14 protein-coding genes and 1 tRNA gene are annotated in these 14311 nt (G+C 71.7%); 7 read left to right on the forward strand and 8 right to left on the reverse strand.

Annotated features, from left to right (window positions below):
* Positions 1-35 precede the first annotated feature (35 nt).
* The gene (locus AB0I68_RS24460; protein WP_363179474.1) at positions 36-1643 is read left to right on the forward strand and encodes a DoxX family protein; all 1608 of its coding nucleotides are present in this window, start codon (positions 36-38) and stop codon (positions 1641-1643) included.
* Positions 1644-1746: 103 nt separating this feature from the next.
* Here AB0I68_RS24460 and AB0I68_RS24465 read toward each other — a convergent pair whose 3' ends face one another.
* The 3 genes from AB0I68_RS24465 to ugpC form a co-directional block, all read right to left on the reverse strand.
* A complete protein-coding gene (locus AB0I68_RS24465) occupies positions 1747-2526 on the reverse strand; it encodes a nucleotidyltransferase family protein (RefSeq protein ID WP_363179475.1) in 780 nt (259 codons plus the stop codon).
* A 47-nt stretch (positions 2527-2573) separates the two neighbouring features.
* Entirely contained in the window at positions 2574-2987 is a 414-nt protein-coding gene (locus tag AB0I68_RS24470) for a hypothetical protein (protein WP_266666008.1), read from the reverse strand.
* A gap of 180 nt (positions 2988-3167) precedes the next feature.
* Positions 3168-4256 (reverse strand): sn-glycerol-3-phosphate ABC transporter ATP-binding protein UgpC, encoded by a 1089-nt coding sequence (gene ugpC, locus AB0I68_RS24475; RefSeq protein ID WP_363179476.1) that lies wholly within the window; start codon positions 4254-4256, stop codon positions 3168-3170.
* A gap of 175 nt (positions 4257-4431) precedes the next feature.
* Between ugpC and AB0I68_RS24480 the strand changes: the two genes are divergently transcribed.
* The 3 genes from AB0I68_RS24480 (at position 4432) to AB0I68_RS24490 (ending at position 7097) form a co-directional block, all read left to right on the forward strand.
* Entirely contained in the window at positions 4432-5112 is a 681-nt protein-coding gene (locus AB0I68_RS24480; protein WP_363179477.1) for a hypothetical protein, read from the forward strand.
* A 466-nt stretch (positions 5113-5578) separates the two neighbouring features.
* Positions 5579-6694, forward strand: a complete 1116-nt coding sequence (locus AB0I68_RS24485; RefSeq protein WP_363179478.1) for a hypothetical protein — start codon at positions 5579-5581, stop codon at positions 6692-6694.
* Positions 6695-7024: 330 nt separating this feature from the next.
* Positions 7025-7097 (forward strand) — tRNA-Thr (locus AB0I68_RS24490).
* 99 nt (positions 7098-7196) lie between these two features.
* On the opposite strand, the gene AB0I68_RS24495 is transcribed toward AB0I68_RS24490, so the two are convergent.
* Positions 7197-8576: an FAD-dependent oxidoreductase gene (locus AB0I68_RS24495; RefSeq protein WP_363179479.1), complete on the reverse strand. Its 1380-nt coding sequence runs from the start codon at positions 8574-8576 to the stop codon at positions 7197-7199.
* 308 nt (positions 8577-8884) lie between these two features.
* Between AB0I68_RS24495 and AB0I68_RS24500 the strand changes: the two genes are divergently transcribed.
* Positions 8885-9364 (forward strand): GNAT family N-acetyltransferase, encoded by a 480-nt coding sequence (locus AB0I68_RS24500; protein WP_363179480.1) that lies wholly within the window; start codon positions 8885-8887, stop codon positions 9362-9364.
* A 34-nt stretch (positions 9365-9398) separates the two neighbouring features.
* Here AB0I68_RS24500 and AB0I68_RS24505 read toward each other — a convergent pair whose 3' ends face one another.
* Positions 9399-9902, reverse strand: coding sequence for an FBP domain-containing protein (locus AB0I68_RS24505; protein ID WP_363179481.1), 504 nt, complete (start codon positions 9900-9902; stop codon positions 9399-9401).
* 220 nt (positions 9903-10122) lie between these two features.
* Here AB0I68_RS24505 and AB0I68_RS24510 point away from each other — a divergent pair, with 220 nt between their 5' ends.
* Entirely contained in the window at positions 10123-10797 is a 675-nt protein-coding gene (locus AB0I68_RS24510) for a pentapeptide repeat-containing protein (protein WP_363179482.1), read from the forward strand.
* A gap of 223 nt (positions 10798-11020) precedes the next feature.
* On the opposite strand, the gene AB0I68_RS24515 is transcribed toward AB0I68_RS24510, so the two are convergent.
* The 3 genes from AB0I68_RS24515 to AB0I68_RS24525 form a co-directional block, all read right to left on the reverse strand.
* Positions 11021-11524 carry a hypothetical protein gene (locus tag AB0I68_RS24515; RefSeq protein ID WP_363179483.1) on the reverse strand — a complete coding sequence of 168 codons (504 nt, stop codon included), beginning with the start codon at positions 11522-11524 and terminating at the stop codon, positions 11021-11023.
* A 96-nt stretch (positions 11525-11620) separates the two neighbouring features.
* A complete protein-coding gene (locus tag AB0I68_RS24520) occupies positions 11621-12244 on the reverse strand; it encodes a response regulator transcription factor (protein WP_363179484.1) in 624 nt (207 codons plus the stop codon).
* Positions 12241-13353, reverse strand: coding sequence for a sensor histidine kinase (locus AB0I68_RS24525; protein ID WP_363179540.1), 1113 nt, complete (start codon positions 13351-13353; stop codon positions 12241-12243). Before AB0I68_RS24525 ends, AB0I68_RS24520 begins: the two co-directional genes overlap by 4 nt.
* Positions 13354-13715: 362 nt before the next feature.
* Between AB0I68_RS24525 and AB0I68_RS24530 the strand changes: the two genes are divergently transcribed.
* The gene (locus AB0I68_RS24530; protein ID WP_363179485.1) at positions 13716-14273 is read left to right on the forward strand and encodes a heme-binding protein; all 558 of its coding nucleotides are present in this window, start codon (positions 13716-13718) and stop codon (positions 14271-14273) included.
* Positions 14274-14311 lie beyond the last annotated feature (38 nt).

Below are 14311 nucleotides of genomic sequence, written 5' to 3' on the forward strand. Positions count from 1 at the left end.
CAAGGCAGTGTCCTAAACACTGATCACTCGGTTAGATGAGTGTGGACACCAGAACGTCAGGGTTCGACGACCAGCCCGCGCTGAGCATGGTCAAGGTGCCGTGCGATCCCGCACAGGTCATCGTCAACCACGCCAGCTTCCGCGTGCGGCTCGCACCGAGCCCGAGCGCGCGTTCCAAGCCCGCGAACGCCCCCGGCCGCGTGCCCGTCCTCGGCGGCGCCGTGGTCGCCGCCGCCGGCGCCGGCCGCCGCCGGGCCCCCGTCGTCTGGAGCGGCAAGGCCGCCCCGGGCGACACCGCCGCCATGGGCGGACTCATCCAGGCCGTACGCGAACACGGGCGCGGATACGACGGCTACGACGACGGCGAAGGCGGCATCACCCAGACCATCCCCCGCATCGACCTCGCCCACGACCTCGCCGAGGACACGCTGGCCACACCGACCGTCATCGGCCAGCGCACCTACGGAGATCCGGACGAGACCCGCCCGCTGTCCGCCGTACGCGACCTCCCGTACGACCCCCGGTACGCGGGCGGCAGCGGACCCTACGGCAGCGGACCCTACGGCAGCGGACCCTACGGCAGCGGACCCTACGGCAGCGGACCCTACGACAGCGGACCCGGCACCGACACCCGCCGGGCCCCCTCCGACACCCGCGGGCAGGCCTCGTACTACCCCGGCCGCCGCATGAACCTGGGCGTCGTCCTCCTCCCGCTGCGCGTCTTCCTCGGCTTCATCTGCATCTACGCCGGCATGGGCAAACTGTGCGACCCCGTCTACTTCGACGGCGGCGAACGCGGCTCCATGGTCACCTGGCTCCGCACCCTCCACCCCTGGGCACTCGCCGAACCCCTGCGCGACTTCGCCCTCGCCCACCCCGTCGGAGCCGGGCTCAGCGTGGCCTTCCTCCAGGTCATCGTCGGCGTGCTGACCGTCCTCGGCCTGTGGCAGCGCTTCGCGGCCTGCATCGGCGCCCTGCTGTCCGCCGCACTCCTCATGACGGTGAGCTGGAAGACCGTCCCCGCCTACGACGCCCCCGACATCATCTACCTCGCCGCCTGGAGCCCGCTGATCATCGCCGGCGCCCCCGTCTACTCCCTCGACGGCCGCCTCGCCGGCGAAGCGTGGCGCACCCTCGGACCCCGCTCCGAGATCTGGCGGCTGCGCCGGCGCGTCCTGCGCCGCGGAACCATCATGGCCACCGTCGTCTGCGGACTCACCCTGCTCATCGGCTCGCTCCTCGGCGGCGCCGTACGCTCCACCACCGTGGTCACCGTGCCCGGGCCCGGCCAGGCCCCCAGCAACTACCTGCCCGGCTCCCCGCTCCCGCAGGCCCCCGCCAAGCGGCAACAGCAGCCCGCCACCCAGCAGCCGTCCAAGTCGGCTGAACCCACCGCCACCCCCACCGCCTCGGCTTCCGCCGCCAAGTCCGGTCGCACCGGCACCGGTTCCACCGCCAAGGAGACCGCCGGCGCCGGCGCGCAGTCACCCACCGCGACCCGCGGCTCCGGCAGCGGCCAGAGCTCGGGCAGCACGCCCAAGCAGTCCACCCCGAAGCCGCCGTCCTCCAGCTCGGGCAGCAGCGGCTCCGGCGGCGACGCGCCGTCCAAGAAGCCCGGCCTGGTCGGCGGCCTCCTCGGCTGACGAGGGGACGGGAAGGAACGCAACGAAGCCGGGTCCGGCGCGCACACAGCGCGCCGGACCCGGCTTCGTCTTACGCCGGCTTCGCCCTGCGCCGCGGACGGCCTCAGGAGCCCCTCTGCGCGGCCAACTCCCGCGCCGCCTCGGTCAGGTCCTTCGCCGTGTCGATCGCCCGCCAGTAGGCCCCCTGCGGCAGCGGGAAGCCCGCCAGCCGCCGCTCACGCGCCAGCCGGGGGAACGTCGTCCGCTCGTGATCACCCAAGTCCGGCAGCAGCGCCGCGAATTCGGGACCGAAGACGTACACGCCCGCATTGATCAGATACGGCGACGGCGGCGACTCGATGAAGTCCAGCACCTGCCCGAACTCATTGGTCTCCACCGCCCCCCACGGAATCCGCGGCCGCGCCAGCGCCAATGTCGCCGTCGCACCCCGCTCCGCATGGAACGCCGCCATCTCGCGCAGCGAGAACCGCGTCCAGATGTCCCCGTTCGTCGCGTACCAGGCCCGGTCCGGGTGCGGCAGATGCCGGGCCGCGTACTTCAGCCCGCCACCGCGCCCCAGCGGCTCCTCCTCCACCACCGTGGTCACCCGCAGCGGCAGGTCCGCCTGCGCCAGCCAGTCCTGCAGCACCTCCGCGAGATGCCCGCACGACACCACGGCATCCGTCACCCCCTCCGCCGCCAGCCAGGCCAGCTGATGCCCGATGATCGGCACCCCAGTCCCCGGGATCTCCACCATCGGCTTCGGCCGGTCGTCCGTATACGGACGCAGCCGCGAACCCTGGCCACCCGCCAGCACGACCGCCTGAGCAGGCGCCTGAGCGAGAGAGGCCGGGAACGCGGCCGCGGAAACGGAGGAGCGGGACACGGGCGGTACGTCGGTCATGGCCGTCAGCGTAGAGGCCCCGGCCCGGTGGAGTACGGCGACGCCCGTCAGCCCATCGAGGCGACGCCGGTCGCGTACGAGGTGTCGCACACGGGGCGCGCGAAGGACTGCGCCTTCGTCGGACCGTACGCATCCACCGCAGCCCGCCCCAGCGCCCGCGCGATCCCCACGCAGTGCTCGGCCAGCGACGGCCGCCGGTCCACCTCCCGCTGGAGGTGCGTCAGGACGTCACCCGGCGCCTCGCCCTGCTGCAGCTCACCCAGCAGCTTGTCGCGGAGCACGTCCTGTGCGGCACGCGGCTTGGCGGGGACGGACACGTCCTCGGCGGAGGCGGTCAGGATCTGGGAAGGAGTGTTGTCCGCCCAGGGGACCATGGTGACCGCGAGGGTCCCGGACAGGACCAGGACGACGGGCAGGACCAGGGCGAGGGATCGGCCGATACGGCGGGCAGTGTGGGTCACGAGGGCGAGAGTAGCGCTCGGTGAAGATTTGGCGACATTTAGTCACCCGGTCGGGGGATGGTTCGACGTGGCTTTTCGAATTAAGGGTTGACGAGTGGGGGTGAATGGCCCGGTCTGCCCGGGATGGCGGACAGGGGCGCCCCGGCCGGGACCGCCCCTGTCCGTCCCCTTTGCCTGCCGTCAGCCGGAGAGCCGCTCACCCGACGACGTCGAGAACACGTGGATCTCATCGGCCCGCGGCACCACGTGCAGCGTCGAGCCCTTCTCCGGCACCTGGCGCCCGCCCACGCGCACCACGATGTCCTGCGCACCCTCGGCCTCGGTGGTGCGGCCGTAGACGTAGCCGTCGGCGCCGAGCTCCTCGACGACGTTGACGGCGATCGTCAGGCCGCCCTCGCTGCCGATGTCGAAGTGCTCCGGGCGCACGCCGACCGTGACGGTGCGGTCGCCCGCGTCCGCGGCGGCGGACAGCGCCTCGCGCGACACCGGGACCACGCTGTCGCCGAACTTCACACCGCCGTCGGCGATCGGGACCTCGACCAGGTTCATGGCCGGGGAACCGATGAAGCCGGCGACGAACAGGTTCGCCGGGCGGTCGTACATGTTGCGCGGGGTGTCGACCTGCTGGAGCAGGCCGTCCTTGAGGACCGCCACCCGGTCGCCCATCGTCATGGCCTCGACCTGGTCGTGGGTGACGTAGACGGTGGTGATCCCGAGGTCGCGCTGGAGCGCGGCGATCTGGGTGCGGGTGGACACGCGGAGCTTGGCGTCGAGGTTCGACAGCGGCTCGTCCATGAGGAACACCTGCGGCTTGCGCACGATGGCGCGGCCCATGGCGACACGCTGGCGCTGACCGCCCGAGAGCGCCTTCGGCTTGCGGTCGAGGTACTGGGTGAGGTCGAGCATCTTCGCCGCGTCCTCGACCTTCCTGCGGATGGTCGCCTTGTCCTCGCCGGCGATCTTGAGCGCGAAGCCCATGTTGTCGGCGACGGTCATGTGCGGGTACAGCGCGTAGTTCTGGAACACCATCGCGATGTCCCGGTCCTTGGGCGGCAGGTGCGTGACGTCGCGGTCGCCGATGCGGATGGCACCGCCGTTGACGTCCTCCAGGCCGGCCAGCATGCGCAGCGAGGTGGACTTGCCGCAGCCGGAGGGCCCGACGAGAACGAGGAACTCGCCGTCCTCGATGTGCAGCTCGAGCTCGTCGACGGCGGGCTTGTCGCCGCCGGGGTACAGCCGGGTCGCCTTGTCGAAGGTGACAGAAGCCATGGTGATGAATCCCTTCTACCGGCAGGAACGTGCCGGACGATCCGAGTGGAAGGTCTAGTCCAGTAAGCAGGACTCCGCCCGACGCTACCCGCCGGCCCGCCTCCTGTCAGCACCTCCACCGGGGTGACTTCGGACTCTGTGCGATCTGTCGGACCCGGATGCTTGGATGACACGCATGAACGGCACCCGGCGGCCCCGCGACGTCCACGAACTGATCCGCGTCCTCCCCGACGTCCCGGTCCTGCGGGACCGCTGCCGGGCGCTGGCGGCCCTGGACGTACTCATGGACGGCCGGGGCGGGAGCTACTTCGACTACGACCCCGCGTGGGGTCCGGGGACCGAGGCCGCACTGATGAACAACGGCGCGGGCGACGAGTACGCGATCCTCTTCACGCCCGACGGAGTCTTCGGCCGCGGCTTCGACCACGAGTCCTGGATGAGCCCTTACACGAACGAGGACATGGCCCTGTGGCCCGGGCTCGTGGACACCCTGCCGGAGGTCTTCCGGCCGCTGCTCGCGGAGCCGGCCTTCTGTGACGACGACGTGCAGGTGGCCACCGTCGTCTTCTGGCGGGAGACCGCCGACACCGCCTGGCGGGCAGGGCCGGTGGAGATCCCCGAGGACACGGACGACGGCACGGGCCACCTCTTCCACGTCCTGGCGGCCGGCACCCCGGAGGCGTACCGCGCCTTCGCCGAGGGCTACTACGAGACCACCCTCGACCCGGCGGCGATCCGGCACGTCTGGGACCTCCGCCCCCTGGCGGACGACACCGTGAAGGCGCTCAACCCGCACCTGGACCTGGCCGAGGCGACCGCGATGCTGAGCCGCGTCGGCTATCCCGTGACCCGGTAGACGCCAGAGCGCTCCCGCCAGCGGAACCCGGTGCGGACGTACGCGGCCTGGAGCCACGACGTCTTCCTGGCCTGACGCCACCCCGTCAGTGCACGGGAGGTCTCGGGCGAAGACCGGTCACCTGATCGAGGACGCTGACGGCGTGTCGGTTTCGGTGGTGGGCGATGGCGTTGACGGTGCCGGTGTGACATCGAAGACGACGGTGGCGGGCCGGGAAGCGGCGGCCGCGCACGGGCTGAGCCCCAGGCTGAATCGGGGCAGGGTAGCGACTCGCGGTGCGGCTGCCCAGCCGTATCTCTTGCCCTGACGGAGTGACGCAGGCTCGTGGCGTGCCGACGGGGGCACGGGCGCTGACTTTACTACCCATGTTCCCAACAGGTACGGAGCCGTCCCTGACCACCAGTGAGGCAGTACCTGCACCGCAAGGAGAGTCATGAGATCCACCGCACTGTGTGCCATCGCGGCCATGACGACGACCATCGGCGTCGGCCTGACGGCCTCCCCGACGGCCGCCGCGACAGGAGGCTCGGTAGCCTGCAGCACCTCAGCCCTGACCACTGCGATCTCCAATGCGGCGGCGGGAGACACGCTCTCCCTCACCCGCCACTGCACCTACCACCTGACCTCCGCCTTCGTGAACAGCGACGGGCTACCTGTCGTCGACAAGCAACTGACCATCAACGGCCACGGCGCCACGATTGTCCGCGACTCGGCTGCAGCCGGTGCGTTCCGCATCTTCCATGTGGTCTCGGGCGGCGATCTCCGTCTCGACGATGTCACGGTCAGGGGTGGCAACGCTCCGGGGGATGGCGGAGGCATCCTGGTCGACGGCGGTGGCAAGCTGAAGCTCGCACGTGTCACTGTGCGCGACAACACCGCTTCCGTTCGCGGCGGAGGGGTCGCCGCCCTGGCAGGGGCCACCGCGGTCATCAAGCACAGCTGGTTCAAGTTCAACAATGCAGACACCGGTGGAGGCCTGCAGTCCGACGGCACGGTCAGCGCCGACGACACCGAGTTCACACGCAACCACGCACGGCGGTTCGGCGGCGCCATCGACCACGACGCCGGTAACGCCGTGTTCACGGGCGTCGCACTCCAGAACAACACCGCCGCCGGCGTCGGCGGCGCTGTCGACATCGACGGCGGCACAGTGGAGTTCGTCAAGAGTAAAATCCTGAACAACACCAGCACGGACACACACGGCGGCGGCATCTGGAACGGCGCCTCGCTGAAGCTCACGGACACAGAGGTCTCCGGCAACGTCATCGGCGGCGCAGGCGGCAAGGGCGGCGGCATCTACAACACAGGCACGGTCGCCTTGCCCGCCACGCTGGTACTGAAGAACAGCACCGTCAGCCGCAATAGCGCCAACGGCTCCGGCACGTCACAGGCCGGCGGCATCTACAACACCGGCGGTGCCGTCACACTCGACCACAGCACCGTCGACGACAACGCCTCAACCGTGGCACCCGGTGGCGTCTGGACCAACATCCAGTTCACCGTCGTCCAGTCCACCATCAAGAACAACATCCCCACCAACTGCGCGGGAAGCCCCGTCATCGTTACCGGCTGCGCGAACTGATACGGCCAAGCATGTCGGTGGGCCGTGGCGTCCTGCTCCTCGCCGCGGCCCACTCGTGTGGTGCCCCGCAAAGAGCCGTCAGTGCGCAGGTGCTCGCCGCCATCTCCTCGAAATGGCAGGCCAAGTACCCGGCCGCGGTCCGGGCCTGGGAACGTTCGGCCGACTCTCGGCCGAACGAGTGTGAGCCAACCAGACCAACGGGAAACCTCTACGCCAACCGAGTGGTGAACACCGCTTTCGTGATACTCCCCGGCTGGAAAGGTCTTCGCGGTGGAGCCTGGTGGCTGTGTAAAGTGAAGGCGATTCTGTGCGCTGTGCAGCGTCACGTGTGCCGCCTTAGCTCAGTTGGTAGAGCAGTTCACTTGTAATGATCAGGTCATCGGTTCGATTCCGATAGGCGGCTCCGTCCCAGGTCAGAGGTTTGCTGGCCCAGGGGATTCGTGCAGAAGCGGAAGGCCCCGGAAACCTTGTGGTCCGGGGCCTTCCGTGTGTCCGCGGGGTGTCAGTGGCGGCCCGAGATGCGGTTGGCCAGGCGGGCCAGGGGGGTTGTGGTCGGGCTGTGGGTGGCCGTTTCGAGGCGGTCCGCCTCGCGGTAGGCCGCGTAGAGGGCCTGGACGCCGAGCCAGCGGAAGGGTTCCGGCTCCCAGCGGCGGACGCGGTGGTTGACCCACGGAAGGGTGGTCAGCTCCGTGGTGTCCTCCAGGACCAGGTCGCGCAGGGTGCGGGCCGCGAGGTTGGCGGTGGCGACGCCCGAGCCGACGTAGCCGCCGGCCCAGCCCAGGCCCGTCGCGCGGTCCAGGGTGACCGTGGCGCACCAGTCGCGGGGGACGCCGAGGACGCCCGACCAGGCGTGGGTGATCTCCACTCCCGTGAGGATCGGGAAGAAGGAGGTCAGGAGTCGGGTCAGTGAGGTGATCGTCGACTGCTGGGTGGTGCCGTCGGTGTCCGTGCGGGAGCCGAAGCGGTACGGGACGCCGCGGCCACCGATCGCGATGCGGTCGTCCGCGGTGCGCTGGGCGTACATGTAGGCGTGGGCCATGTCGCCGAGGGTGCAGGCGTCCGACCAGCCGAGGCGGGACCACACCTCGGGCGGCAGCGGGGCCGTCGCGATCATCGACGAGTTCATCGGGAGCCAGGAGCGCTTGTGGCCCTTGAGGGCCGCGGTGAAGCCCTCCGTGCAGCGCAGGACGTAGGGGGCGCGGACCGAGCCGTACGGGGTGACGGCCCGGCGGGGTGCGATTTCCGTGACGGGGGTGGATTCGTGGATGACCACGCCGAGGCGTTCGCAGGCGGCGGCCAGGCCCTTGACCAGCTTGAGGGGGTGGATGCGGGCGCCGTGCGGGGTCCAGCTGGAGCCGACGGCGTCGGCGATGTCGATGCGGGCGCGGGTGTCGGTGGCGTCGTAGAGCTCGCGGTCGGTCTCGCCGAAGGCGAGTTCGGCGGTGTGGAAGGCCTTGAGGCGGCTGAGCTGGGCGGGGGTTCGGGCGACTTCGAGGACGCCGCCGCGGTGGATGTCGGCGTCGATGTCTTCCTTGGCCGCCGCGTCGATGATTTCGGTGACGGTGTCGTTCATGGCCTGCTGGAGGCGGAGTGCGGCCTGGTGGCCGTGGAGTTCGGCGTAGCGGTCGCGGCCGGCGATGCCGTTGTAGAGCCAGCCGCCGTTGCGGCCGGAGGCTCCGTAGCCGCAGAACTTCTGCTCGAGGACGGTGACGCGGAGGTCGGGGGCGGAGGTCTTGAGGTAGTAGGCGGTCCACAGGCCGGTGTAGCCGCCGCCGACGATGACGACGTCTGCGGTGGCGTGGCCGGTGAGGGGGGCGCGGGGTGGCTGGGGGGTCGTGTCGTCCGTCGCGTACCAGAAGGAGATGCCGCCGTTGATCGTCATGGGGGAGTTGGTACACGGGGTTCCGGAGGGGTGTCCAGGTACCGGGTGCCGGGTTTTGGGGTGGGAGAGGTGGCCTTTTGGCTGATGTGGCGGGAGTGGTGGCGTCCGTAGGGTGACGGCAGGGGTTTCATCCCGGTTCTGACGGGTTTGGTTGGTGGTGGGCGTACGGAAGGCAGGGCGCGCGCGGCGTTTGGCCGGGGCGGTCGTGGCGGCGGCCAGGCCGGCGGGGTGGTGGCGGAGCTGCTGCCGGAGCGGTGATGCGCGGCTGTGCTCCAGGCTGTGTTCAGGCCGCGTTCTAGGCTGCGGGCATGATCCGTAGCGCTGTAGTCGAAGACGTTCCCGCCGTCCACGCCATGATCCGTGAGCTGGCGGAGTACGAGAAGGTGCCGCACGAGGCACGGGCCACCGAGGAGCAGTTGCGGGAGGCGCTGTTCGGGGCGCGGCCGGCGGCGTTCGCGCACATCGCGGAGACGGACGAGGGGGAGGCCGTCGGATTCTCGCTCTGGTTCCTGAACTTCTCGACGTGGCGCGGGGTGCACGGGATCTATCTGGAGGACCTGTACGTGCGCCCGGGCGTGCGCGGCGGCGGGTACGGGAAGGCGCTGCTTGTGGAGCTGGCGCGGATCTGTGTGGAGCGCGGGTACGAGCGGCTCGAGTGGTCGGTGTTGAAGTGGAACGAGCCGACGATCGCGTTCTACGAGGCCCTGGGTGCGCGGCCGCAGGACGAGTGGTCGGTGTACCGGCTGACGGACGAGGCGCTGAAGGGGCTGGGCTCGGCGCAGGGCTGAGGCCGCTGCGCCGGGCCGGCGGTGGCGGGGCGCGTCAGCCGGTGATCTTGGCGGTGAAGGCGTCGAGGTTCGTGCGGGCGCGGCCGATCTTCTCGGCGAGCATGAGGGTCTCCTCGTAGTGGCCGACGCGCAGCTTCGGCTGTCGCTTGCCCCGGATGTAGAGGGAGCAGGCGAGGTCGGCGCAGACGTAGATGCCGACGGTGTTGCCCTCGCGGCCGCGGGCCCCGGCGAGGGGGGCGACGAGGAGGGAGACGCCGGAGGCGGCGTGGCCGGTGAGGCAGATCTGGCAGGTGCTGGACTTGAGGGCGCTGGTGCGGCTCGTGCCCGGGACGCGGAGGGTGATGCCGACGGGGGAGCCGTCGGCGTCCTGGCGTACGAGGTGGGCGCGGAGCGGGGCGCCGGGGTCCACCCAGCCGAGGAAGTCGAGGTCTTCCCAGGGGAGTTCGCTGAAGTCCAGGGGGAGCTTGAGGCGGGCTGCCTCGCCCTTGGTGCAGTTCACGAAGGACGAACGGATCTGTTTTTCGGTGAGCGGGTCCACGTGGGGGGACGGTACGTGGGGGTACGGGCTGCTGTCATCCGATATTCCCGGGCGGGCGCTGCTCAGGCTTCGAGGGCGTCGACGGTGCCCGCGATCTGGCGGCCGAGGGCGTGGAGGCGGATGGCGTTCATGGTGTCCGTGGGGACGGGCACGGAGCTGAAGCGGGGGTGAGGCCGAGGTTCTGCCCGGCGTTGTCAGTGGGGCGGGGGACGATGGGGGAATGGCGCGCAAGGGGCAGCAGGAGACGGTGAAGGCGGCGCGGCGGCCGGAGGGGCGGTTGCCGGAGCTGAGCGTGTGGGAGGGCGGCGGGCTGGAACCGGACGGGGACTACGACGGTCTGGAGTTCGCGGACCTGGACCTGGCGGGGCAGGAGGGCATCGGGGCCCGGTTCATGGACTGCGCGCTGCGGCGGTGCGCGCTGGACGAGGCGGCGCTGGCGAAGGCGCGGATCCTGGACTCGGTGCTGGAGGGGGTCCGGGGGGTGGGGACGGACCTGTCGGGGGCTTCGCTGCGGGACGTGGAGCTGGTGGAGGCACGCCTCGGCGGTGTGCAGCTGCACGGGGCGGTGCTGGAGCGGGTGGAGTTCCGCGGGGGCAAGATCGACTACTTGAACCTGCGGATGGCGCGGCTCAAGGACGTGGTCTTCGACGGGTGCGTGCTGGTGGAGCCGGACTTCGGTGGCGCGGTGCTGGAGCGGGTGGAGTTCCGCGGATGCGCGCTGCGGGGGGCGGATTTCACGGGGGCGCGGATGACGGACGTGGATCTGCGGGGGGCTGCGGAACTGGACATCGCGCGGGGGGTGGGCGCACTGTCCGGGGCGGTGATCAGCCCCGCCCAGCTCTTCGACCTGGCCCCGGCCCTGGCGGCGCAGCTGGGGGTGCGGGTGGTGGCGTAGCGCTCGCGGCGCGGGGGCCTGCTCAGCCGGTAGGGGCCATTCCCGCCGGGGGCGCGCGGGTCGGCCGAGGCGCGGCGGCGAGCCGGGCCGGGGGGCCGGGGCTTGGGGCCGGCTTGCGGGTCGCGTCGGCGCGGCGCTTGACCGGCGGCTGCCGGGAGCGGCGCCAGTCCGGGCCTGCGCGACCCGGGCGGTGAGGTGGGGTGACCGGGGAGCCGGGGAGGGGTCAGGCCGGGACGCGGGGGAAGCGGGACTGGAGGGTCCAGATGGCGGGGTTGTCGGCGAGGCCGTCGTGCATGTCGACGAGGTCTGCGATCACGTCGTGCAGGAAGTCGCGGGCCTCGCGGCGCAGCAGGCGGTGGCTGAAGGTCAGCGGTTCCTCCTCCGGCGGCATCCAGTCGGCCTCGATGTCGACCCAGCCGAAGCGGCGCTCGAAGAGCATCCGGTCGGTGGATTCGGTGAAGTCGAGTTCGGCGTACTGGCGGTGGGCGGAGCGGCTGCCGCGGGGGTCCTGGTCGAGCTGCTCGACGATGTCGCAGAGCGCCCAGGCGAAGTCCAGCACGGGTACCCATCCCCAGGCTGTGGACACTTCCCGGTCCTTGGCGGTGTCGGCGAGGTAGACGTCCCCGCAGAACAGGTCGTGGCGCAGGGAGTGGACGTCCGCCGAGCGGTAGTCGGTCTGCGGGGGGTCCGGGAAGCGCCGGGAGAGGGAGTAGCCGATGTCGAGCACGTACCCGATGGTGTCACGGGTGCGCGGCCGGCTACGACAAGAATCCCGGCGGGGTTGTCCGATCACGCCCCGCCCGGGGTCCGGAACCCGATGCCGTCAGGGCAGGAGGCGTTGTTCCTTGGCCACCGAGACCGCTCCCGCGCGGGTGTCCACGCCGAGTTTGTCGTAGATGCGGCCCAGGTGGGTCTTGACCGTGGCCTCGCTGATGAACAGGGCCCGTGCGATGTCCCGGTTGCCCAGGCCCCGCGCCAGCTGGCCCAGGATGTCCAGCTCGCGGTCCGTCAGGGTCGGGCGGGAGCCCCGCATGTGGGCCATCACGCGGCTCGCCACCGGCGGGGAGAGCGTCGTGCGGCCCGCCGCCGCCGAGTGGATCGCGGAGAACAGCTCCTCCGGGCGCTCCGCCTTCAGCAGGTAGCCCGTGGCGCCCGCCGCGATGGCCCGGGTGACGTCCGCGTCCGTGTCGTACGTCGTGAGGACCAGGACGTGCGGGGGTTCGGTCACCGCCGTGATGCGGCGGGTGGCCTCGACCCCGTCGATGCCCTCGCCCAGCTGGAGGTCCATCAGCACCACGTCCGGGCGGAGCTTCGCCGCCAGGGCCACCGCCTCCTCGCCGCTGCCCGCCTCGCCCAGCACCTCGATGTCCGGCGCGCTGCCCAGCAGTGCCAGCAGGCCGGCGCGGACCACCGCATGGTCGTCGCAGAGCAGGATCGTCGTCGTCATCCGGTGGGCTCCAAGGGGATGGCCGCGGAGAGGACGGTGCCCTCGCCGGGGGTGGATTCGAGGGTCAGGGTGCCGCCGAGCTGGCGGACGCGGGCGCGCATCGCCGGGAGCCCGTGCCCGCGGTCCCCGGCCGCCGCCCGCGGCTCCGTGAAGCCCCCGCCGTCGTCCGCGACGTCCAGGACCACCTGGTCCCCCAGGAAGCTCAGGGTCAGCGCCGCGGTCCGGGCGTGCGCGTGCTCGCGGACGTTGGCCAGCGCCCCCTGCGCTATCCGCAGCAGCGCCGACTGGACGCGGTCCGGGAGGGGGGCCGGCGCGCCCTCCAGGTGGAAGCGGACCTCGATGTCCGGGCCCGCGTCGAGTGCGCGCAGCGCGTCCGCGAGGCCGCCGCCTTCGAGCTCCGGCGGGGCCAGGTCGTGGACCAGCCGCCGCGCCTCCGCCAGCCCGCGCGCCGCGATGTCGGTGGCGGTACGGACGTGCGCGCGGGCGGTGGCCGGGTCGCTGCCCCAGGTGCGGTCCGCGGCCTGGAGCAGCATCTGCTGGCTGGACAGGTGCTGGGCGAGCGTGTCGTGGATCTCCATCGACAGCCGCTGCCGCTCGGCGAGGGTGCCCTCGCGGCGCTCGGTGGCGGCCAGCTCGCGGCGGGTGCGGATCAGGTCGTCGATCAGCGCGCGCTGGGACTCGGCCTGGCGCTCCATGTGGACGAAGACGGCGGTGGCGAGGGCGGCGACCGCGGGCGGGGCCAGCAGGAGGTTCGGGTCGAACGCGTGGGAGAGCTTGAGCTGGGCCGCCACCACGAACGCCGTCAGCAGGGCCACCAGGACGATCGCCGCGCGGGGCGGCAGGGTGCGCAGGGCCGTGTAGAAGAGGGGGACGGCGCACCACGCGAAGCTGGGCGCGAGGACGACCAGGACCACCCAGGTCGCCACCACCAGCCCGAGCCAGAGCAGCCGCCGCAGCGTGGGTGCGGCCCCGAGCGCGGGGCCGAGCACGTACAGCAGGGCCAGCATGATGCTGAGGGCGATGATCCACGGGGTGCTGGGCGAGCCGGGGTGGCGCAGCAGGAAGCGGGCCACCGAGGCGCCGAGGAGCAGGAAGAACGCCGTGTGCATGACGGTCGCCAGGGCGCGGGTGTCGGCCTTCCCCGGCGTCCCCGGTGTTCCCGCCGTCCCCGGCGTGCCGGGCGTGCCGGGCGTCCCCGGCGCCTGCGGCGGGGTGTGGCTCACGTGGCTCACAGCGGGCTCCCGGGTCGGTGTCTGGCTCCTCCATCGTGCCTGGTCGTACGCGATGGCGCCGACCAGCCAATCCGCACCCGCACCCGGTCCGCATCGACCGATCGGTTGACCCCCGGGTCAACCGGTGCGGCAGCCGTCGCGAGCCGGTACGGGGACCGGTGGGAGCCGGGTGCGGCCCCAGGCTTGGAGCGAGCAGAACGAGCCGACGCACTCAGCCGATGCACTCAGGAGCAGCAGACATGAACACCCGCACCCGCGTTCTCACCGGTACCGCCCTCGCCGTCGCGCTCGGCGCCGGGACCTTCGGTGCGGTCAGCGCCAGCGCCGCGCAGTCCGGGACCGCCCCGGCCGTCGCCGTCGCCAAGAAGGACGGCGAGACGGCCGAGAAGAACTTCACCACCACGACCCACCTCACCGTCGCCGCCGCCACCCGCGCCGCCCAGGCCGCACTGGAGGCCGCGCAGAAGGAGAACCAGAAGGTGACGGTCGCGGTCGTGGACCGCAACGGCAACACCATCGTCACCCTGCGCGGCGACGGCGCGGGCCCGCAGTCCTACGAGTCGGCGCAGCGCAAGGCCTACACCGCCGTGTCCTGGAACGCCCCGACCTCGGTCCTCGCGGGCCGCCTCGCCCAGGCTCCGAACCTGAAGGACATCCCCGGCACCCTCTTCCTCGCCGGCGGCACCCCGGTGCAGGCCAAGGGCGCCCCGGTCGCGGGCATCGGCGTGGCCGGCGCCCCGAGCGGCGACCTGGACGAGAAGTACGCCAGGGCCGGCGTCGACGCCCTCGACAAGTAGTCGGAATCCGGCCCTCGTGGGAAACGCCCCGAAGTACC

This window comes from Streptomyces sp. NPDC050448 (assembly GCF_040655295.1).
In the GTDB taxonomy this organism is placed as follows: domain Bacteria; phylum Actinomycetota; class Actinomycetes; order Streptomycetales; family Streptomycetaceae; genus Streptomyces.

Bases quoted from the DNA above. Each gene is read 5' to 3' on its own strand.
- AB0I68_RS24460 (WP_363179474.1), top strand. From the start codon at position 36: ATGAGTGTGGACACCAGAACGTCAGGGTTCGACGACCAGCCCGCGCTG.
- AB0I68_RS24465 (WP_363179475.1), bottom strand. From the start codon at position 2,526: ATGACCGACGTACCGCCCGTGTCCCGCTCCTCCGTTTCCGCGGCCGCG.
- ugpC (WP_363179476.1), bottom strand. From the start codon at position 4,256: ATGGCTTCTGTCACCTTCGACAAGGCGACCCGGCTGTACCCCGGCGGC.
- AB0I68_RS24480 (WP_363179477.1), top strand. From the start codon at position 4,432: ATGAACGGCACCCGGCGGCCCCGCGACGTCCACGAACTGATCCGCGTC.
- AB0I68_RS24485 (WP_363179478.1), top strand. From the start codon at position 5,579: ATGACGACGACCATCGGCGTCGGCCTGACGGCCTCCCCGACGGCCGCC.
- AB0I68_RS24495 (WP_363179479.1), bottom strand. From the start codon at position 8,576: ATGACGATCAACGGCGGCATCTCCTTCTGGTACGCGACGGACGACACG.
- AB0I68_RS24500 (WP_363179480.1), top strand. From the start codon at position 8,885: ATGATCCGTAGCGCTGTAGTCGAAGACGTTCCCGCCGTCCACGCCATG.
- AB0I68_RS24510 (WP_363179482.1), top strand. From the start codon at position 10,123: ATGGCGCGCAAGGGGCAGCAGGAGACGGTGAAGGCGGCGCGGCGGCCG.
- AB0I68_RS24520 (WP_363179484.1), bottom strand. From the start codon at position 12,244: ATGACGACGACGATCCTGCTCTGCGACGACCATGCGGTGGTCCGCGCC.
- AB0I68_RS24525 (WP_363179540.1), bottom strand. From the start codon at position 13,353: ATGCACACGGCGTTCTTCCTGCTCCTCGGCGCCTCGGTGGCCCGCTTC.
- AB0I68_RS24530 (WP_363179485.1), top strand. From the start codon at position 13,716: ATGAACACCCGCACCCGCGTTCTCACCGGTACCGCCCTCGCCGTCGCG.